This window comes from Pseudomonas aeruginosa, from assembly GCF_001457615.1.
GTDB classification, from domain to species: Bacteria; Pseudomonadota; Gammaproteobacteria; order Pseudomonadales; family Pseudomonadaceae; genus Pseudomonas; species Pseudomonas aeruginosa.
This window is the reverse complement of record NZ_LN831024.1, coordinates 6,247,875-6,267,883: the sequence shown is the minus strand read 5'-3', so window position 1 is coordinate 6,267,883 and position 20,009 is coordinate 6,247,875. Positions and strand designations below refer to the sequence as shown.

General features: G+C 66.7%; 19 protein-coding genes. 8 read left to right on the top strand and 11 right to left on the bottom strand.

All coding sequences use genetic code 11. The features are described from left to right. Both AT700_RS28745 and AT700_RS28740 read left to right on the top strand, forming a co-directional pair. Nucleotides 1–1,368 carry a glutamine synthetase family protein gene (locus AT700_RS28745; RefSeq protein WP_023116438.1) on the top strand — a complete coding sequence of 456 codons (1,368 nt, stop codon included), beginning with the start codon at nt 1–3 and terminating at the stop codon, nt 1,366–1,368. A 94-nt stretch (nt 1,369–1,462) separates the two neighbouring features. Beyond that, nucleotides 1,463–2,221, top strand: a complete 759-nt coding sequence (locus AT700_RS28740) for an SDR family NAD(P)-dependent oxidoreductase (RefSeq protein ID WP_003097046.1) — start codon at nt 1,463–1,465, stop codon at nt 2,219–2,221. 47 nt (nt 2,222–2,268) lie between these two features. Here AT700_RS28740 and AT700_RS28735 read toward each other — a convergent pair whose 3' ends face one another. Next, on the bottom strand, nt 2,269–3,012 hold the full coding sequence (locus AT700_RS28735; protein ID WP_034041575.1) for a hypothetical protein: 744 nt from the start codon (nt 3,010–3,012) through the stop codon (nt 2,269–2,271). 160 nt (nt 3,013–3,172) lie between these two features. Here AT700_RS28735 and AT700_RS28730 point away from each other — a divergent pair, with 160 nt between their 5' ends. The 3 genes from AT700_RS28730 to AT700_RS28720 all read left to right on the top strand — a co-directional run bounded on the left by AT700_RS28730 (nt 3,173) and on the right by AT700_RS28720 (nt 6,323). Further along, the gene (locus AT700_RS28730; protein WP_003097040.1) at nt 3,173–3,655 is read left to right on the top strand and encodes an acyl-CoA thioesterase; all 483 of its coding nucleotides are present in this window, start codon (nt 3,173–3,175) and stop codon (nt 3,653–3,655) included. Nucleotides 3,656–4,033: 378 nt separating this feature from the next. Next, nucleotides 4,034–5,737, top strand: coding sequence for a YbaL family putative K(+) efflux transporter (ybaL, locus tag AT700_RS28725; RefSeq protein ID WP_003099695.1), 1,704 nt, complete (start codon nt 4,034–4,036; stop codon nt 5,735–5,737). A gap of 1 nt (nt 5,738) precedes the next feature. Further along, a complete protein-coding gene (locus AT700_RS28720; RefSeq protein ID WP_003114135.1) occupies nt 5,739–6,323 on the top strand; it encodes a YqaA family protein in 585 nt (194 codons plus the stop codon). Here the strand turns inward: AT700_RS28720 and AT700_RS28715 are convergent. Then, complete coding sequence (locus tag AT700_RS28715; RefSeq protein WP_003099701.1) at nt 6,320–7,522, bottom strand: acyltransferase family protein; 1,203 nt, start codon at nt 7,520–7,522, stop codon at nt 6,320–6,322. The genes AT700_RS28720 and AT700_RS28715 overlap by 4 nt on opposite strands. 47 nt (nt 7,523–7,569) lie before the next feature. Continuing rightward, nucleotides 7,570–8,442: a pyridoxal kinase PdxY gene (gene pdxY, locus AT700_RS28710; protein WP_003099703.1), complete on the bottom strand. Its 873-nt coding sequence runs from the start codon at nt 8,440–8,442 to the stop codon at nt 7,570–7,572. A 32-nt stretch (nt 8,443–8,474) separates the two neighbouring features. On the opposite strand from pdxY, the gene AT700_RS28705 reads away from it, so the two are divergent. Continuing rightward, nucleotides 8,475–8,975, top strand: coding sequence for a DUF3301 domain-containing protein (locus AT700_RS28705; RefSeq protein ID WP_003121391.1), 501 nt, complete (start codon nt 8,475–8,477; stop codon nt 8,973–8,975). 12 nt (nt 8,976–8,987) lie between these two features. Here AT700_RS28705 and AT700_RS28700 read toward each other — a convergent pair whose 3' ends face one another. Further along, nucleotides 8,988–9,776 (bottom strand): OXA-50 family oxacillin-hydrolyzing class D beta-lactamase OXA-904, encoded by a 789-nt coding sequence (locus AT700_RS28700; protein WP_003122322.1) that lies wholly within the window; start codon nt 9,774–9,776, stop codon nt 8,988–8,990. A 70-nt stretch (nt 9,777–9,846) separates the two neighbouring features. Then, nucleotides 9,847–10,725 (bottom strand): alpha/beta hydrolase PoxA, encoded by an 879-nt coding sequence (gene poxA / locus AT700_RS28695; RefSeq protein ID WP_003099708.1) that lies wholly within the window; start codon nt 10,723–10,725, stop codon nt 9,847–9,849. 81 nt (nt 10,726–10,806) lie between these two features. Here poxA and AT700_RS28690 point away from each other — a divergent pair, with 81 nt between their 5' ends. Both AT700_RS28690 and AT700_RS28685 read left to right on the top strand, forming a co-directional pair. After that, a complete protein-coding gene (locus tag AT700_RS28690) occupies nt 10,807–12,573 on the top strand; it encodes a sensor histidine kinase (RefSeq protein WP_003097020.1) in 1,767 nt (588 codons plus the stop codon). Next, on the top strand, nt 12,570–13,913 hold the full coding sequence (locus AT700_RS28685) for a sigma-54-dependent transcriptional regulator (protein WP_003099712.1): 1,344 nt from the start codon (nt 12,570–12,572) through the stop codon (nt 13,911–13,913). Before AT700_RS28690 ends, AT700_RS28685 begins: the two co-directional genes overlap by 4 nt. A gap of 18 nt (nt 13,914–13,931) precedes the next feature. Here AT700_RS28685 and AT700_RS28680 read toward each other — a convergent pair whose 3' ends face one another. The 6 genes from AT700_RS28680 to AT700_RS28655 form a co-directional block, all read right to left on the bottom strand. Beyond that, nucleotides 13,932–15,281, bottom strand: coding sequence for an APC family permease (locus tag AT700_RS28680; protein ID WP_003099715.1), 1,350 nt, complete (start codon nt 15,279–15,281; stop codon nt 13,932–13,934). Between the two features lie 101 nt (nt 15,282–15,382). Continuing rightward, complete coding sequence (locus AT700_RS28675; protein ID WP_003122323.1) at nt 15,383–16,051, bottom strand: N-formylglutamate amidohydrolase; 669 nt, start codon at nt 16,049–16,051, stop codon at nt 15,383–15,385. Between the two features lie 67 nt (nt 16,052–16,118). Further along, complete coding sequence (locus tag AT700_RS28670; protein ID WP_003122324.1) at nt 16,119–17,450, bottom strand: glutamine synthetase family protein; 1,332 nt, start codon at nt 17,448–17,450, stop codon at nt 16,119–16,121. Then, complete coding sequence (locus tag AT700_RS28665; protein ID WP_003099724.1) at nt 17,447–18,100, bottom strand: isochorismatase family cysteine hydrolase; 654 nt, start codon at nt 18,098–18,100, stop codon at nt 17,447–17,449. The genes AT700_RS28670 and AT700_RS28665 overlap by 4 nt, the downstream gene beginning before the upstream one ends. A gap of 4 nt (nt 18,101–18,104) precedes the next feature. Then, nucleotides 18,105–18,962, bottom strand: coding sequence for a transcriptional repressor QapR (qapR, locus tag AT700_RS28660; protein ID WP_003099726.1), 858 nt, complete (start codon nt 18,960–18,962; stop codon nt 18,105–18,107). 202 nt (nt 18,963–19,164) lie between these two features. After that, a complete protein-coding gene (locus AT700_RS28655) occupies nt 19,165–19,947 on the bottom strand; it encodes a MetQ/NlpA family ABC transporter substrate-binding protein (RefSeq protein WP_003097007.1) in 783 nt (260 codons plus the stop codon). Nucleotides 19,948–20,009: the final 62 nt, after the last annotated feature.

Sequence of the window (20,009 nt, the reverse complement as noted above, 5' to 3'; positions counted from 1 at the left end):
ATGCATTTCGCCGATCCGCGGGAAGCCCGCGAGTTCCTCGCCGCACACCCCGAGGTGCGCAGCATCGAGCTGTTCCTGATCGACGCCAACGGCGTGCCGCGTGGCAAGCTGCTGCATCGCGACGAGCTGCTGGCGGTCTACGAAAGCGGGCGGCCGCTGCCGAGCACCATCCTCGGCCTGACCATCAATGGCGATGACGTCGAGGAGACCGGCCTGGTCTGGGACGTCGGCGATGCCGATTGCTGGACCTTCCCGCTGCCCGGCAGCCTGACCCTGCAACCCTGGCGGCAGTCACCGACCGGACAGGTGCAGGTCAGCATGCATCCCGAGTTCGGGCTACCGGCCGCGGCGGGCGATCCCCGGCATGTGCTGCAGCGGGTTATCCACAGCCTGCAGGCGGAGGGTTTCCACCCGGTGATGGCGGTGGAACTGGAGTTCTACCTGCTCGACCGCGAACGCGACAGCGACGGCCGGCCGTTGCCGGCGTTGCAGATGAATGGCCAGCGGCCGCGGGCGACCCAGGTCTATGGCGTCTACGAGCTGGAGCAGTTGCAGCCATTCCTCGATGACTTGTATGCCGCCTGCGAGGCCCAGGGCCTGCCGGCGCGCACGGCGATCTCGGAGTACGCGCCGGGGCAGGTGGAGATTACCCTGCAGCACCGCTTCGACGCGCTCCAGGCGATCGACGAAGGCGTGCGCTACAAGCGCCTGGTCAAGGGTGTGGCGAATCGCCATGGGTTGCAGGCCTGCTTTATGGCCAAGCCGTTCGCCGATCTATCCGGCAACGGCCTGCACCTGCACGTCAGCCTGGCCGACGCCGCTGGCAACAATCTGTTCGCCAGCGAGGACCCGGCCGGGACCCCGCTGCTGCGCCAGGCCATCGGTGGAATGAAGGCGTGCCTGCTGGAGTCTTTGGCGCTGTTCTGTCCGAACGCCAACTCGTTCCGCCGCTTCCAGGCGAACAGCTACGCGCCGCTGGCGCCGACCTGGGGAATCAACAACCGCACCGTGTCGCTGCGGGTTCCCGGCGGCCCGGCGTCCAGCCGGCACATCGAGCACCGCATCTGCGGCGCCGACGCCAATCCCTACCTGGCGGCGGCGGCGTTGCTCGCGGCGGTGCGCCTGGGGATTCGCGAGCGACTCGACCCCGGTGCGCCGATCACCGGCAACGGCTACGCTCAAGCCACCCAGGCGTTGCCGAGCGACTGGCTGACCGCGCTGCGCGCGCTGGAGGGCTCGGCCTGGGCGCGCGAGGCGCTCGGCGAGGATTTCCTGAAGATCTACCTGGCGATCAAGCAGGCCGAATACCGTGCCTTCATGGGCGAGGTCGGCGAGCAGGACTGGCGCTGGTATCTCAACCAGGCCTGAATGAACGGCTGCCGGCGTTGCCGGTCAGTCATTGAAGCGGGCGGCCGATTGGCCGTCGGTGTTTTCCACGCGGCACAGGAGTAAGGAAAAGCAGATGAGCACGCCCGTCGTTCTTATCACTGGTGCAGCCGGCGGCTTGGGCCGGGCAATCGCCAAGCGTTTCGCCCAGAGTCATTGGCGCATCGCCGCCACGGATGTGGATAAGGAGGGCCTGCACGCGCTGAACGCGCAGGTGCCGTTGGACGCCAGCGGGGTCGCCGACCTGCGCAGCGCGGATAACTGCCATACCCTGATGTCGAAGATTCTCGCCCGTACCGGACGTCTCGACGCCCTGGTGAATGCCGCGGGCGTCTGGCGCGAGGGGCCTGTGGAAAATTTCACCGAGGAGGATTTCGACCTGGTCCTGGGAGTCAACCTCAAGGCCTCCTTCTACATGTGCCAGGCCGCGATTCCCTACCTGAAGGAAAACCAGGGCAGCATCGTCAACATCTCCAGCGACTCCGGACGCCAGGCCTACCGGGGTTCGGCGGCGTATTGCGCGAGCAAGGCGGCGCTGACCATGCTGAGCAAGACCCTGGCGCTGGAACTGGCCGAGCAGGGCGTGCGGGTCAACGCCGTGTCGCCGGCGGATATCGCCACGCCGATGCTCGACTACCAGGCCGAACGCTATGGGATGGGCAATCCGGATGGCTACAAGCGCGCGCTGCTGAAGGATTATCCACAGGGCAAGGCGGCACGCTTCATCCGCCCGGAAGAAGTCGCCGAGCTGGTCTGGTATCTCTGCGGCCCTCAGGCCGAAGCGATCACGGGCGCCGACCTGGCGGTGGACTTCGGCCTGTCCGCTGGCCGCTGAGTGGATTTTCCACGGGTCGCTCCGCTGGAGCGGCCTGTGGAAAAGTTTCAGTCGTCCCTGGCCTGACTGGATATCTTCACCCAGTTACCGGCGGCGGCGATGCCCATGCCGCCGTAACCCTGGCAGTTCCCGCCAAGGCTCTCCACCACTCGCAGGTCGATGCCTTCCTGCCATACCAGCAGGCTGCAGCCGGCGCCCAGGCCTTCGCTGCGCAGCCGGTAGAGCGCGCCTTGCCCCTCCAGCCGACCGGACAGCTCGCCGACCGCCGCGGGCCCATATTCCATCAGTTTCTCCGGATTGCCGATGCGCATCAGGGCGAAGCTCGCCTGGTAGCCGCCCTTCACCGGTTCGATCTGCAGGCTTTCCCATTCGGCCTGCCCGGCGTAGCGCAGGTAGTGCCCGGCGAGGCCCTGGAGGGACGGATAGTCGACTTTCAGGGCGACCTGTTCCAGGTTGTAGCGCGTGGCCTTGCCGCTGTAGCCGCGATCCAGCGCCAGGTTCATCCAGGCGCGGGCGCGTCCCGGTTGCCCGGCCTTGAGGCTGGTCAGCGCGAGATTGTTCAGCGCCTGTTCCGAGTCGGCTCCGCCCTGTTCCTGGCGCTCGGCCAGGCGCAATTGCCAGGCGAAGGCCTCCAGCGCCTGTGGATAACTCCCCTGTCGATAAGCCTGGGTGCCGCGCGTGTTGCATTCCGCGGCGGTGGCGCAGGGCGTATCCTCGGCCTGGATGGCAGCGGCACCGATGCCGGCAAGCACGGCCAGGGCCAGGAGAAGGATGCGTATGGCGGCAGGCATTGGAGCGATTCCCGGTGGAAAAGGGCCAGTCTAGAAAAGCCCGCGGATGTCTGCACGACCCGGCGCGATTTCGATCATGACGATTGAAAATTTGTGGCCGCTGCCGTCTTCGTTTGCGTCTATGGTGTCCCCCGCCCGTCCTGATGAGAGAAAAAGCGCTATGCAACCCGGAAACAACCAACTGTCGATGACCGTGCTGATGACTCCGGACATGGCCAATTTCTCCGGCAATGTCCATGGCGGCACCCTCCTGAAGTATCTCGACGAAGTCGCCTATGCATGCGCCAGTCGCTATGCCGGTCGCTACGTGGTGACCCTGTCGGTGGATCAGGTGATCTTCCGCGAGCCGGTGCATGTCGGCGAACTGGTGACCTTCCTCGCTTCGGTCAACTACACCGGGCGGACTTCCATGGAAATCGGCGTCAAGGTCATCACCGAGAACATCCGCGAGCAGTCCGTGCGTCATACCAACAGCTGTTTCTTCACCATGGTCGCCCTGGATGACGAGCGCAAGCCGGTGGCCGTCCGCCCGCTGGAGCTGGAAACCGCCGAGCAGAAGCGCCGCTTCGCCCAGGCCCAACAACGCCGCCAGCTGCGCGCGGAGCTGGAGGCCCGCTACCAGGCGATTCGCGAAGACGGATGAGGAAGGCTGCCGGTGTCCGGTCGAGCCCGCTTCGGACCTGCTGCCGTTTCGCGAATTTTCGCAGCTTTTCATAAGAAAACGCAGAGGTTTGCCTCTGCTGGCGTCCATTCCTGACATTTCTTGATAAGAAACCGGCGTGCCTGTTAAAACTCCAGCAACGTCAACGGGTTAACCTGTCGGTATCGCGCCGGGTTTCGCCAGGAACCATAGCCGCCGTCGGGTCGCTCGAATGCCATGGGCCGGTCGCTCTGCCCGGCTCCGTTGGCGGAAAGCCTTTCCGCCTTGCCGTCACGGGCGCGGGTCCGTGATCCATTTCGAACGTCGTCGTCCGCCGGCCAGGCCGCGGAGGACGCGTTCCCCGTGTTGCCGGGAGTCCTGATGCACCATACGCCGTTACTCACTACACTCGCCGCGGGGTTCGTCCTCGCCTTCCTCTTCGGGGCCCTGGCCAATCGCCTGCGCATTTCGCCGCTGGTCGGCTACTTGCTCGCGGGCGTCCTGGCCGGGCCGTTCACTCCCGGTTATGTCGCCGACCAGGCGCTGTCGCAGGAAATCGCCGAACTCGGCGTGATCCTGCTGATGTTCGGCGTCGGCCTGCACTTCTCGCTCAAGGACCTGCTCTCGGTGAAGGCCATTGCCATTCCCGGGGCGCTGGTGCAGATCGGCGTCGCCACGCTGCTTGGCATCGGCCTGGCCAAGCTGCTCGGCTGGAGCTTCGGCGGCGGCCTGGTATTCGGCCTGAGCCTGTCGGTGGCCAGTACCGTGGTGCTGTTGCGCGCCCTGGAGCAGCGCCAGTTGCTGGACACCAAGCGTGGCAGGATCGCCATCGGCTGGCTGATCGTCGAGGACCTGGCGATGGTCCTGACCCTGGTGCTCCTGCCGGCGCTCGCCGGCACCCTCGGCGGCAAGACCGACGGCGGCGACGCCGGTCTGCTCTGGCCGCTGCTGATTACCCTGGGCAAGGTCGCCGCCTTCGTCGCCCTGATGATCTTCGGCGGTCGCCGGGTGGTGCCCTGGGTGCTGGAGAGGATCGCCGCCAGCGGTTCGCGGGAGCTCTTCACCCTGGCCGTGCTGGCCATTGCCCTGGGCATCGCCTATGGCTCGGCGGTGCTGTTCGGGGTGTCCTTCGCGCTAGGCGCCTTCTTCGCCGGGATGATTCTCAACGAGTCCGAGCTCAGCCACGAGGCGGCGGAGAACTCGTTGCCGCTGCGCGACGCTTTCGCGGTGCTGTTCTTCGTCTCGGTAGGGATGCTGTTCAATCCGATGATCCTGTTGCAGGAGCCGCTGACGGTCCTGGCCACTTTCCTGGTCATCGTCTTCGGCAAGTCGGTGGCCGCCTACCTGATCGTCCGCGCTTTCGGCCATCCGAACAGCACCGCACTGGTGATCGCCGCCAGCCTGGCGCAGATCGGCGAGTTTTCCTTCATTCTCATCGGCCTGGGCATTGGCCTCGAACTGGTGCCGGAGCAGAGCCGCGACCTGGTGCTGGCCGGGGCGATCCTGTCGATCCTGGTCAATCCGCTGCTGTTCATCGCCATCGATCGCCTGCAGCAACGCAAGGAGCAGCGCCTGGCGGAGGCCGCTGGCGGGGTTCGCGAGATGCCGGCGCAGGACCTGCCGCCGCCGATCCTGGAGCGCGAGCATGCGGTGCTGATCGGTCATGGCCGGGTTGGCGGGTTGGTCAGCGCTCGCCTGCGCGCCGCCGGGACGCCCTTCGTGGTGGTGGTGGACAAGCGTGATAAGGCCGACGAACTGCGCGAACAGGGCTACAGCGTGGTCCTCGGCAACGCCGCCAGTCCCGGCGTGCTGGAACTGGCCAACATCGCCGAGGCGCGCTGGTTGCTGATCGCCATTCCCAACGGCTTCGAGGCCGGGCAGATCGCCAGCCACGCCCGCGCGGTGAACCCGCCGCTGGACATCGTCGCCCGGGCGCATTTCGACGCCGAGGTGGACTACCTGGAGCAGAACGGCGCCAACCTGGTGATCATGGGCGAGCGCGAGATCGCCTGCGGCATGGTCCATCGCCTGGGACTCGACCGTGACGAGCGCGGCGCCGACGCACCGCTGCCGCAGTCGGCCTGACATGTTGCGCCGTCTCTACGACTGGACCCTGCGCCTGGCCGGCCATCCCCGCGCGGAGCTGGCCCTGGGCGGGGTGACCTTCGCCGAAAGCTCGTTCTTCCCGATTCCGCCGGACGCCTTGCTGGTGCCGATGGTCCTGGCCAACCGGGCCAAGGCCTGGCGCTACGCGGCGATCTGCGCGATCAGCTCGGTGCTGGGCGGCATCGCCGGCTATTTCATCGGCTTGCTGCTGTTCGAGAGCGTGGCCATGCCGATCCTGGCGTTCTACGGCTTGCTGGAGAACTTCGAACAGGTCGCCGAACGCTACAACGAACTGGGCTGGCTGATGGTGCTGCTGGGCGGCGGCTTCACGCCGCTGCCGTACAAGGTGATCACCATTACCAGCGGAGTGACCCAGCTCGACCTCTGGCTGTTCGTCGGCCTCAGCCTTGTCGCCCGCAGCCTGCGCTTCGCCGCTACCTGCGCTTTGCTGTTCTGGGCTGGCCCACGCCTGAAGACCCTGATCGAGCGGCGCCTGGGCATGGCTTTCGTACTGATGGCGGTGATGGTGGTCGGTGGGTTGATGTTGGGGAAATACGTTCTTTAGCCAGCAGTCGGGTGACGGCCCAGGCGCTTGAGCGCCAGCATCGGTTTGCCCAGCAGAGCGCTGAGTTGCCTGGAGCGTTGCATGGCCGGACTTTCTATGAAACGGAAGGATAGATACGACGCGAGCACTACCAGGGGAGTGATCGCACCTATGACCAGCCAGTGTTCCAGAGCGGAAAACGCCTTGGCGTTGTCCCTGCCGATCAGCAGTTCGAAGCTGATGAATAGGATGCACCCGTGCAGCAGATACATGCTGTAGGTCATTTCGCCGAGGAAGCGGGACAGTGCTTGAGTCAGCAGGCCGAATAGGCTCGAACCCGCCGCAATCAGCAGGAAAGCCAGGCCGAGAATGAGGATCGCCGTTTCCTGATAGGCGCTGGGAAAGAGCACTCCGGGTAGGAGCAGGAGCGCCAGGCATAGGAGATTGCCGGGGATACTCGCGGCGAATCGCTGCAGGTGCGTCGAGCGTACCGCGAGCGCTGACAACCCACCAGCGACGAACATATAGGCGAGCGTCCAGTTCGGCTGCCAGGCTTTCAGTACCAGCCAGATCATGCCTGCCATGATGGCCATGGCTACTGGGGAAGGACGGTTCCCGAGCAGGACGCCGAGGAATGGCAGGCAGAAGTAGAACAACCACTCATAGGGCAGCGTCCAGGTCACCCCTGCCACGATGCGGAATGTCCCGATGAAACCGTTCATGTCAGGCTTGCTCGGTATCGAGAAGAGCAACCAGTCGAGCATCTTGCCAAGCAGGGCCGAGGGCGCCTCGCGTAGGGAAAAGCCGGTGGCCGTGAACACCAAAAGGAATAGCAGTGCCATTGCCAGGAGATAGGCTGGGAGCAGCCGGGCAATCCTCGATGCATAGACATCCAGCCATCTGATCGGCGTGCCGCGGCTGTGCAGGAGCTTGTGAGCGAAGAGGAAGCCGGTGACCATGAAGAACAGCGCGACGCTGGTCTGGCCGAAATGGGCGTAGAGCCGGGACGGCGGTAGTTGCCAGAGACCATCCTTCAGGTAGTAGTACCAGATGGACGAGTGATGGAGAAAAACGAAGAACGCCAGGTAACCGCGCAGGCCGTCGATGGTGACGAACCGGGAAGCGGGCAGGCGCGCGCTGCCAAGGCGACGAATGAACTCACAGGTGGCGAGCGCAACAGCCAGGCAGGCTAGGGCAGGTAGGGCGCTGGTGGGGCTCATTCGTCGGTCTATCTCTGTCGGAAGACCGAGAATGATATGTCAGATTCCTACATTGCGAGTGAGCGAGCTTCGAATTTGAGACGTGGATGTGCGATCCGATCCTGCGCCCGCACCAGCTCCAGCTCGTAGCTGCCGCAGGCCTGGGTTTCCAGCAGCACTTCATGGACCGCGGCGCCGGTGAATTCGAAGGCGTTACGCAGGTCGTCGCCGAGCAGCAGGCGAGAGAGGAACAGCCCCGAGGCCAGGTCGCCGACCCCGACCGGTTGCCGCGGGAAGGCCAGCAGCGGGCGTTGCAGGTGCCAGGCCTGATCGGCGGCCACCAGCAGCATCTCGAAGGTGTCGCCGGCCTTGCCCGGATAGTTCAGGTGCTTTACCAGGATTGCCCTGGGACCGCGTGCCAGCAGGCTCCGTGCCATTTCCACGCAGTCGGCGAGGGAGTTCGGCTGGCGGTCGCAGAAGCTGTCCAGCTCCAACTGGTTGGGGCACAGGTAGTCGGCGACCGCGGCGGCTTCTTCCAGCAGGAAGTCGCTGACTTCCGGGGCCACGATGCAGCCTTTTTCTGGGTGGCCCATGACCGGGTCGCAGAGGTACAACGCCCGAGGGTTGGCCTGTTTGATCCGTGCCACCACATCGAGAATGGCGCGGCCCTGGGCGGCGCTGCCGAGATAGCCGGACAGCACCGCGTCGCAGTTGCCCAGTTCGCCGATGCCGGCAATACCGTCCACCAGCGCCGGAATCTGCTCCGGCGGCAGCACCTGCCCGGTCCATTGACCGTACTGGGTGTGGTTGGAGAATTGCACCGTGTTCAACGGCCAGACGTTGATTCCGATGCGCTGCATCGGGAACACCGCCGCGGCATTGCCGGCGTGGCCGAAGACCACATGGGACTGGATGGCGAGCAGGTGGGGCGTACGTGGCATGAGACGACTTCCTACAGCTGAGTCGGCGCAGTATGGGGGCTAATTCACATGGCGAAAACACCCCCCACTCGCTGCCTGCCGGGAGAACGGGTAAGCTGGCCGTCCCCCTACACCGGATTCCGCTCGTGACCCTGGGTAACCTTTTCGTCATGCTCCTGTTGGGCGCCGCCGCAGCCTGGTGGTGGCGCGCCCATGGCGTACGCGAGCGGGCGTTGCTGCTGGCCAAGCAGCATTGCGCCAAGCAGGGCGTGGAACTGCTCGACGAGAATGTCGCGCGCCGGCGCCTGCGCCTGGCCCGTGACCACCGTGGTCAGTGGCGGCTGAGCCGCGAGTTCGGTTTCGAATTCACCGTCAGCGGCGAGGAACGCTACGCCGGGCGCATCGTCATGTATGGCTATCACCTCGGCGCCATCGAATTGGCCCCGCATCGCTTCGAGGCGGCCGCCGAGGTCGACAACCCGCCGGTGCATAGCGCCGAGGTGATTCGCCTCGACGAGTGGCGGCAGTCCCGGCAGAAAAAGGTCGGCGACTGAGGCGGCAGAGCGTCAGGGCAGTATCCCGAGAGCCTTGAGACTGGCCTTGCCCAGTTCGACGCGCTTGCCGATGTCGGCCTCGCCGCCGGGCATGTCGATGTTCAGGGCGAAGCCGTAGAGCCGCTCGTTGCGCTTCACCCAGCCCACCCACCAGCCGAGTTCCGGCGTGCAGTCGAAGCACCAGCCGGTCTTGCCGTGCAGCTCCCAGCCCGGGCCGCTTTCCAGCAGGGTCATGGCGCGCACGGTGGACTGCACCGGGGCGGGGAATGGCAATTCTCCCTGCGCCAGTCGGAGCAGAAAGCGGGTCTGTTCCATCGCGCTGATCTTCAGCGGTCCCACCAACCAGAAGTTATCCACAACCTGGCCGATTTCCGCGTTGCCGTAACCCAGGCGCGAGACATTGGCGCGCATCCGCTCCAGGCCGATGCGCCGCGCCAGTTCCTGGTAGACCGGTACGTTCGATGCCTTGATCGCCTCGCGCAGGCTCATGTCGTGCTCCCAGGCCTTGAAGCGCTGGGGCTTGCCGCCATAGGGAAGAACCTCGTCGGCGGATCTAACCGCCCCTGTGGATAAGCCGATCAGGCTGTTCGCCACCTTGTAGGTGGAAGCGGGAACGAAGCGGGTTTCCGCGCGCTCCCGGTCATGGCCGACATAGCGCTGCCGCTGCACATCGTAGAGGACGAAGGTGCCTTTCACCCCGGCCGCGCCGAATAGCTTGTCCACGGCCTGGCTGTCGTTCCATTCGCTGGCCTGGGTATGCCCGGAAAGCAGGAGAAGGGCACTGAAGAGGAGAGGGCGCATGGCTCGGTCCTGTGGGGTCATCCTCCCTGGGACCGATGGATGAGCGCCGGATTCCCCACGGAAGGAGCGTTCATGGATTGGGCAGGAGAAAGTCGCGTACGCGTTCGGCGGCATCGGCCGGGTCTTCCTGCATGAAGCAGTGGCCGCCGACCACCACGTGGGCGCTGACCTGGGGGTTGAGCGAGCACCAGCGCGCCACCGACTTGGCGACGAAAGGGTAGGTGCGGTCACCGTAGAGCACGCGGGTCGGCGTGGTGATCTTGCCCAGCGACGGCCACAGCCGCCTGGGGAAGGAGCTGAAGATCTCCGCTTCGCGGCTTGGCCGGCACTTCAGCTCGACTCCGCCGTCGCTCTCCTTCAGCGCATATTCCACGTAGGCCCACAGCGCCTCGTCGGTCCAGCCCTTGAAGATACCGCGGCCGCGCAAGCCGGCGTAGGCGGCTGCGCGATCGGGCCACTGGCTGCGGCGCAGGCGCGCCTTCTTCGCCAGGCTGCCGCGCAATTGCAGGCCGAGGGTCTCGGAAAGTGCCATCACGCCGATCATCGCCGGGGTGAACAGTACCGGGTCGAGCAGCACGGCGCGGGCGAACAGGGTGGGATGGCGGGCCAGGACGAGGCTGCTGAGGACGCCGCCGAAGCTGTGCCCGCAGGCCAGTCGCTGGACATCTCCATAGGGACCGCGCCCGGCCTCGAAGGCCTCCACCGCCATCTCGGCGTTGCGGTTCCAGCCGTGGAAGCGGCCGCCGTGGTCGCTTTCGCCGTGGCCCTGGATGTCGCACAGCCAGAGGTCGAAATCCTCCGCCAACAGACGCAGCATCGGTTCGTAGGTGCGGCCGCAGAAGCCGTTGCCATGGAGGAAATGCAGCAACGGCTTGCCGCTCGGTTCGCTGCGCCAGCCGCGCAGGGTGAAACCGGCCGAGCAGGAATGGGACCAGGGGGATAGCGACATGGGCGGACTCCTCGTACGGCGCGCAGTGTAACCGGGCGCCGTGCTATCGTCGCCGCTTCCCGCCGCCGTTTCGATCCGCCGATGTCCTTGTCCCGTCCGCTGCGCCTGTTCCTGCTGTTGCTGCCGCTGCTCGGCGGCCTGCTGCTGTCCATGGACTGGGCGGGTCGCCAGGCGCGGCAGCAGGCGCTACGCGCCGAGGGCGAACAGGTGCGCAAGCAGCTGGACCTCTACGCCGGCTCGCTGCAGACCCTGATCGAACGCTTCCGCAGCCTGCCGGCGGTACTGGCGCTGGATCCGGACCTGCGCGCGGCGCTGGCCGGGCCGATCGACGGCGAGTTGCAGCAGCGCCTCAACCTCAAGCTGGAAAGCATCAACCTGGCCGCCCGCTCCTCCACCCTGGAGCTGCTCGACCGTACCGGGCTGGCCGTGGCGGCGAGCAACTGGAACCTGCCGACCAGCTACGTGGGCCACAATTACGGTTTCCGTCCCTATTTCCGCCAGACCATCGCCCAAGGCTCCGGACGTTTCTATGCGGTCGGGGTGATCAGCGGGATTCCCGGTTATTTCCTGTCCCACGCGGTGCGCGCCGAGGACGGCAGCTTCCTGGGCGCAATCGTGGTCAAGCTGGAGTTTCCCGATCTGGAACGGCAGTGGAACCAGACCCCCGACCTGGTCCTGGCCAGCGACGCCAAGGGCATCGTGTTCCTCGCCAACCACGCCGGTTGGCGCTACCGCGAACTGGAACCGCTGGATACCGTGGACCGCTTCGAACTGGCGGAGACCCGGCAATACGATCGCCAGCCCCTGACACCCCTGCGCCACCAGACCTTGCGCAGCTACGGCGAAGACAGCCGTCTGGCGCGGGTGGAAAGCGCCGACGGCGAGAAGGACTACCTCTGGCAATCGCTGGACCTGCCCAACGACGGCTGGACCCTCCACTTGCTGCGCGACACCGCGAGCATCCAGGACGACGTCGCCACCGCGCGCCTGGCCGCCGCCGGCACCTGGCTGGCGCTGGTCTTCCTCGGCTTGTTCCTGCACCAGCGCTGGCGTATCGCCCGCCTGCGGCAACGTAGCCGGGAGGAGCTGGAGCGCCTGGTCGAGCAGCGCACCGCCGACCTGCGTACCGCGCAGGACGGCCTGGTGCAGGCGGCCAAGCTGGCCGCCCTGGGGCAGATGTCGGCAGCCCTGGCCCATGAGATCAACCAGCCGCTCACCGCCCAGCGCATGCAACTGGCCAGCCTGCGCCTGCTGCTCGACGCCGGACGCCACGACGAGGCGCGCCAGGCGTTGCCGCGCATCGACCAGATGCTCGAACGCATGGCCGCGCTCACCGGCCACCTGAAGACCTTCGCGCGCAAGAGCGCCGGCGGCCTGCGCGAGCGTATCGAGTTGGGTCACGTGGTCGAACAGGCGCAGCAGTTGTTGCTGCCGCGAATCCGCGCCGAACGGGTGGAGATCGAGCAGGCGCTGCTCTGGCCGGCCTGGGTGATGGGTGACGCGATCCGCCTGGAACAGGTGCTGGTCAACCTGCTGCGCAACGCACTGGATGCCGTTGCCGGCCAGGAGCGGCCATGGATCCGCCTGGCCCTGCAACGGCTTGGCGGCGACTGGGTGCTGAGCGTCGCCGACAACGGCGGCGGGATTCCCGCCGAGCACCTGGGCAGCGTCTTCGATCCGTTCTTCACCACCAAGCCGGTGGGAGAGGGACTCGGCCTCGGCCTGGCGGTATCCTATGGGATCGTCCACGAACTCGGCGGCCGCCTGCAGGTCGCCAATGCCGAGGCGGGAGCGGTGTTCAGCCTGATCCTGCCGGCGGCCCCCGATGACACGAGCGTAACGACATGAGCGACCAGGTGATCTTCGTCGACGACGAAGCGACGATCCGCGAAGCGGTGCAGCAATGGCTGGAGCTGTCGGGCTTCGAGGTGCGCCTGTGCCTGCGCGCCGAGGAATGCCTGGGAGCGTTGGACAAGTCCTTCGCCGGGGTGGTCATCAGCGATGTGCGCATGCCCGGCATGGACGGCCTGCAACTGCTCGCCAACCTGCAGGCGGTCGATCGCGACCTGCCGGTGATCATGGTCACCGGGCACGGCGACGTGCCGATGGCGGTGGAGGCCATGCGCCAGGGTGCCTACGACTTCATCGAGAAACCCTTCACGCCCGAGCGCCTGCTCGGCAGTTTGCGGCGCGCGCTGGAAAAGCGCCGCCTGGTGCTGGAGAATCGGCGCCTGAAGGAGCAGGCCAGTCTCAAGGACCAGGTCGATGCGCGTCTGCTCGGCGTGTCCAAGCCGATGGAAGCGTTGCGCCGGCAGGTTCTGGCCCTGGCGCCGACCCCGGTGAACGTCCTGATCCGTGGCGAGACCGGCAGCGGCAAGGAACTGGTTGCCCGCTGCCTGCACGACTTCGGGCCGCGCGCCGACAAGCCGTTCGTGGCGCTGAACTGCGCGGCGATTCCCGAGCAATTGTTCGAGAGCGAGCTGTTCGGTCATGAGAGCGGCGCCTTCACCGGCGCGCAGGGCAAGCGCATCGGCAAGCTCGAGCATGCCCATGGCGGCACCCTGTTCCTCGACGAGATCGAAAGCATGCCGTTGGCGCAGCAGGTCAAGCTGCTGCGCGTCCTGCAGGAGCAGCAACTGGAGCGGCTTGGCTCGAACCAGAGTATCCACGTCGACCTGCGGGTGATTGCCGCGACCAAGCCCGACCTGCTGGCCGAAGCACGTGCCGGACGCTTCCGCGAGGACCTGGTGTATCGCCTGAACGTCGCCGAGCTGCGCCTGCCGCCGATCCGCGAGCGTCGCGAGGACATCCCGCTGCTCTTCGAACATTTCGCCAGCGTTGCCAGCCAGCGCCTCGGCCGCGAGCCGCAGCCCGCCGCGCCGGCGGAACTGGCGCGGCTGATGGCCCACGACTGGCCGGGCAATGTACGCGAGCTGGCCAACGCCGCCGAGCGCCATGTCCTCGGCCTGGAGCGTGGGGACGCCGAGGAAGGCGGCGGCCTCACCTCGGGGCTGGCGGAACGCATGGAAGCCTTCGAGGCGGAGTGCCTGCGCCAGGCGCTCGGCCAGTGCCGCGGGGATATCAAGGCGGTGATGGAGTTGCTGCAACTGCCGCGCCGGACACTCAACGAAAAGATGCTGCGGCATGGCCTCAGCCGCAGCGATTTCGTCGGCGAAGAGCCGGCCTGAACCAGTCCTCGCGAGGCGTCAGAGATCCTTCGCCAACTCCGTTGGCGCCTGGCGCCCGCCGCGTTGCAGCAACGCCAGGTAGACCAGCCCCACCGCGATCCAGGCCAGTCCGAGCAACTGTGCGTCGAGGCTCATGCTGTACAGCACGTAGGCGATGATCGCCAGGCCCACCAGCGGGAACAGTAGATGCCGCAACCACTGGCCGGAGCGCTGGCGGCGGTAGTAGTGGTTGATCACGCTCAGGTGCAGCAGGCAGAAGCCGGTGAGGGCACCGAAGTTCACCAGTGAGGTGAGCACGTCCGGTGCGTCGAGGAAGGCCCAGCCGATTCCCAGCGACAGCACCGCCACCAGGTACAGGCTGACGTGCGGCGTCTGGTAGCGCGGATGGACCCTGGCCAGCGCGCGCGGCAGCCTGCCGTCGCGGGCCATCGAGTAGAGCAGGCGCGAGACCGCTGCCTGCGAGGTGATCGACACCGTGACACCCCAGGCCAGCGCGGTGGCTACCGCGGTCAGCATCGACAGCCACTGGCCACCGGCCGCTTCGGCGATCTCGTAGAAGGCGGTGTCCGCCGACTTGAAGTTCATCCCGGCGGCGAGGTCGGTGGCCAGCCAGGTCTGCGCGATGAAGATGCCGCCCATGATGAACAGCGCGATCAGCGCGGCGCGGCCGATCTGCCGGGCGGGATCGCCCTTGACCTCCTCGGCGAGGGTGGAGATGGCGTCGAAGCCGAGGAACGACAGTACGGCGATCGAGGCGGCCTTCATTACCAGGCCGAGATCGAAGGCTTCCGGGCGATACAGCGGTTCGAGGGTCAGCCGGCCGTTGCCCAGGCCGCCTTCCAGCGCCTGGTAGCCGACCACCAGGAAGATCGCCAGCACCACCAGCTCTCCGATCAGGAACAACAGGTTGGCGCGGGCGGCGAAGGTGATGCCGCGCAGGTTGACCAGGGTCGCCGAGACCAGGAACAGCAGCATCCAGGCCAGCTTGGGGATCGCCGGGAACAAGTGGTTCAGCGCCAGCGCGCTGAACACGTAGAGCAGCGGCGGGATCAGCAGGTAGTCGAGCAGCAGCACCCAGCCGGCGATGAAGCCGACATGGGGGTGGATGCCGCGCTGGGCGTAGGAATACACCGAGCCGGCAATCGGAAAGGCCTTGGCCATGGCTCCGTAGCTGAGGGCGGTGAAGAGCATCGCCAGCATGCCCACCAGGTAGGCCATCGGCACCATGCCGTGGGCGTCGGCATGGACCCAGCCGTAGACCCCGAACGGGGCGATGGGGATCATGAAGATCATCCCGTAGATGATCAGGTCGCTCAGGGACAGGCTGCGGCGCAGCTGTTGCCGGTATCCGAACTGTTCGATGGCCATGACGGGCTCCTCGGGAAAAGGCAGCGTATTGTCGTTATCGGCGCCGCACGCGAAGCGGGCCTCTTTCTCGTTGTTGGCGACCGGCGGCGCCGGTCATCGCATCAGAGCCAGGGATACAGACGCTCGGCCCAGGCGTACACCGCATCCGGCGTGCGCAATCCATCGTTGCGGATCTCCAGCAGCACCGCTTCCAGACCGCGTGCGTCGCCATGCACCGGAACGGTAGTGTCTTCCGCCGGGTCGATCGCATAGGGCTGGTTGCCGGCGACTTCCAGGCCGTGCCGGCGCAAACCGTCGAGGATGCGCCTGGCGTAGGCGCCGGCGTTGCGATAAAGCACCCCGGCAACCAGCGGGCGGGGTCTGCCGTGGTACACCGGGGTAAAACTGTGCACGCCGACCACGCGGGTCGGCACGCCGGCGGCCTGGCGCTCGTCGAGCAGTTGCGTCAGGCGCTGGTGGAACGGATGGAACAGGCAATCCTGGCGATAGCGGCGCACCGTCTCGGACAGCTCGCGGTTGCCGGGAACGGGGTAGACCTCGCTGTGCGGCGGAATGCTGTCGGGCGCCTCCAGCGGTCGGTTCAGGTCGATCAGCAGACGCGAGTAGCCGGCCGCCAGCAATGGCGCGTCGAGTCGCCGGGAAAGCTCTTCGGCCAGCGCCAGGGCGCCGATATCCCAGGCGATGTGTTCTTCCGCCGCGGCCTGGTCCAGGCCGAGGCGCTGCAACTCCAGCGGAATGTGCCGGCTGGCATGCTCGCAGACCAGGACCAGCGGGCTGCGCCCTTGGGGATTGAGCAGGTGGTAGGGCGGCAGCTGGTAGATGCCGAGTTCGGGGTTGTCAGTAGAGCTCGGCATAGTGGCGGCACAGGTCGTCGTCGGAAAGGCCCGCCGTCAGCGCCAGTTCGTGGCGCTTCATGGCGAGGTAGGTGTCCAGCAGCGGCTTTGGCAGCTCGGCACAGAGCGCCTCGTCGCGTTGCAGGCAGTCGAGCGCATCGCCGAGGGTCGCCGGCAGGGCCTGGATGCCGCGGGCCTGGCGCTCTTCGTCGCTGAGGCCGTGCGGATCGATATCGGCCAGGGCGCGCAGCGGCAGGCGTCGTTCGATGCCCAGGCGGCCGGCGATCAGCACCGCGGCCATCGCCAGGTGCGGACAGGCGGTGGCGTCCATCGGCCGGAATTCCAGGTTGTACTGCTTGCCCAGCGGCTTGCCGCCGACGCTCACCACCGGGCAGATGCGCAGCGCCGCTTCGCGGTTGCGCAGTCCCAGGCAGGCGTAGGCGGCGCTCCAGTGGTGGGGTTTCAGGCGCAGGTAGGAGGCGGCGGTAGGCGCGGTCAGCGCGCACAGCGCTGGCAGGTGCGCGAGCACGCCGGCGGCCCAGTGCTCGCCGAGTTCGGAGAGATCGTTGGGTCGACCGGGCTCGTACAGCAGCGGGCTACCGTCGGCATGTTGCAGGCTCAGGTGCAGGTGCACCCCGTTGGTCACCGCGCCGGGTGCCGGCAGCGGTGCGAAGCAGGTACGCAGGCCCATCTGTCGCGCCACTTCGCGAGTGACCTCGCGGACGTTCACCGCGCGGTCGGCGGCGGCCACGCCCTGCGCCGGGCGGCAGGTGACCTCGTACTGGCGCTGGCCGTATTCGGGGAGGAACATCTCCGGCTCGGTGCCAGCCTGGGCCAGGGCGCTGACCAGCCAGCCGGGGAACTGCCCGGCGGCACGCTGGGCCTGCAGCGAAAACGCCGCGGCCGGACGCTCGCCGGGCAGGCCGAGCAGGCTGAATTCGTGTTCGAACGCCGCGATGACCTGCAGGCCGCTGTCGCGATAGCGTTCCACCTCGGCCCGCAGCAGGCTGCGCGGGCAGGCCGGCCACGGCGTGCCGTCGGTTTCCACCAGGTTGCCGTGCAGGTAGTCGAGCGCCGGCGCAGCGGCGTCGGGACCCTGCTCGACGCGCACCCGGCTGTTCGGGTCGGGCAGCAGGCGCAGGTCGCCGTGGCTGCCCCAGGGGCTGCTCTCGTCGATCAGGTCCTGGGGGGTCAGCGAGCTGTTCGCCGGTACCCAGCCGCAACCGCTGGCCAATTGCTCCTCCAGGGTCGCCAGGGGCAGCGAACGCCCGCGGGTGATGCCGGCCAGGTCGGTGGTGACGAAGCTGACCAGGCGTACCGGCTGCAGGCGGTTCACAGGTTGCTCCGGCCGAGGGCGGCGATGCGTTGCAGGACGGTCTCGGTGTCGCTGATCCAGCAGTAGCCCTTGATCGCTTCCAGGCAGGCCTGGTGGCGTTCCGGGGTATGGGTGGCGCAGGCATCCTCGACCAGGGTGACCAGGTAACCGCGGTCGGCGGCATCGCGCACGGCCATGTCCACGCACTGGTCGGTGACCACCCCGCAGACGATCAGGTGGCGGGTGCCGAGGTTGCGCAGTACGTAGTCGATGGCGGTGGAGTTGAAAACGCCGGAAGAAGTCTTCGGCAGCACGATCTCGTTGGCGGTCGGCTCCAGGGCGTCGATCACCCTGGCGTCCGGGCTGCCCTTGGGCAGGTGCATCTCCGACAGCTTGTGATCCAGCGAGCGGTCGCGACCATCGGCGGTGAGGCTCTCGATGACGGTGTGCAGGACGTTCTCGTCCACTGCGCGCATGGCCCTGAGCAGGCGCTGCTGGTTGGGGATCACCTGGTTCTGCACGCGCTCGTAGAAGTAACCGGCTGCCTGCGGATCGACGTGCGGGTCGCGCCCCGGCTCGACCCAGGCACGCTGCATGTCGACGAACAGGATGGCGGTCTGCCGGCGGCCGAATGGCAGGTCGCGCGGCGAGTGGTGGGGCAGGCTGAACATCGGGTCATTCCTCCAGAATATGACTGCTGAACGCGTTGCGGAGCTGGTCGATGCCCTCCAGGCGTTCGTCGAGCGGCGCGCCCATGCGCGCCACCAGGGTCGCTACCAGTGCCTCGACCTGGGCCATGGCCGGCACCAGCGAGTCGAAGGGCGAGGCGGATTCCACTGGCGAACTGACGATCAGGTCGGCGTGTTCGCGCAGCGGCGAGGCGTAGATGTCGGTGAACAGCACCAGCCGTGTGCCGCGTGCCTTGGCGGCCTGGGCCACGTGCTGGGCCTGGCTCTGGTAGCGGCGATAGTCGAACAGGACCAGCAGGTCCTGGCGGCCGAGGTCGTAGAGCTGGTCGGGGAGCAGGGCGCCGTCGTCGAGCAATCGGCACTGCGGGCGCAGCAGGCGCAGATGGGTGACCAGGTAGCCGGCGAGGAAACGGCTGAAGCGTCCGCCGTGGCAGTGCACGCGCAGGCGGCTGTCGAGCAGCCAGTCGGCGAGGCGCTGGATGTCATCGGGGCGGGTCAGGCCGAGGGTCTGTTGCAGGCTCTGGCCAGCCTGGTCGAGGTAGCGCGCCCAGGTGTCGTCGCGGCCCATCCGCTCGCGGCGTTCGGCGAGCAGGGTGCGCGGCGAGCGCAGGCGGTCGTCGACGTCGGCCAGCAGCGCTTCCTGGAAGTCGCCGTAGCCGGCGAAGCCGAGCTTTTTCACCAGGCGCATGATCGTCGGGTCGCTGACTCCGGCGTGCCGGGCCAGGCGCGTCATCGGACCGAGGCCGAGGCGCGGGTAGTCATCGAGCAGGGCACGCACCACCTTGCGCTCCGCGGGCGTCAGTTCGGCGGGCGGGGAGGCCAGGCGTTGTTTTAGTTCTTGCATGGGGCATCCTCGAAGGTGGGTCGATTGTGTAGTGAATTTTTCAGATTGTTCAATATGTGACGGAATGTTTTTTTCACTACATTTCCCGCAAACGGCCGAATGACCTCTGTCGTGGCACGGCAGGCAGACGTACGGCCGGGACGGAAACGAAAAAGCCCGGTCGAAGACCGGGCTTTTTCCAGGGGCGGTTACGCGGCTTGGCTCAGAACGCCGGTACCACCGCGCCTTTGTATTTCTCCTGGATGAACTGCTTGACCTCGGCGCTGTGCAGGGCCTTGGCCAGCTTCTGCATGGCGTCGCTGTCCTTGTTGTCCGGCCGCGCGACGAGGATGTTCACGTAGGGCGAGTCGCTGCCTTCGATGGCCAGCGCATCCTTGGTCGGGTTCAGCTTGGCTTCCAGGGCGTAGTTGGTATTGATCAGCGCCATGTCGACCTGGGTCAGCACGCGCGGCAGGGTCGCGGCTTCCAGTTCGCGGATCTTGATGTTCTTCGGATTGTCGACGATGTCCTTCGGCGTGGCGGTGATGCTCTTGTTGTCCTTGAGCTTGATCACCCCGGCCTTGTCCAGCAGGAGCAGGGCGCGGCCGCCGTTGGTGGCGTCGTTGGGGATCACCACGGTAGCGCCGGAAGGCAGTTCGTCGAGCTTCTTGTACTTGCTCGAGTAGGCGCCCAGCGGCTCGATGTGTACGCCGGTCACGGCGACCAGGTCGGTGCCCTTGGCCTTGTTGAACTCATCGAGGTACGGCTGGTGCTGGAAGAAGTTGGCGTCCAGGCGCTTTTCCGAGACCTGCACGTTCGGCTGCACGTAGTCGGTGAACTCCTTGATCTTCAGGTCCACGCCTTCCTTGGCCAGCAGCGGCTTGACCACGTTGAGGATCTCCGCGTGCGGCACCGGGGTGGCCGCGACGGTGAGGGACTCGGCGGCCTGGGCGGCGGTGAGGCCGAGCGCCGCGACAGCGGAGAAAGCAGCAAGCAGTTTTTTCATCTTCAACTCCTTTCGAGGTGTTCCTGGCGGCTGTGGATAACCGCGGCGCTCAGGGTTTTGGG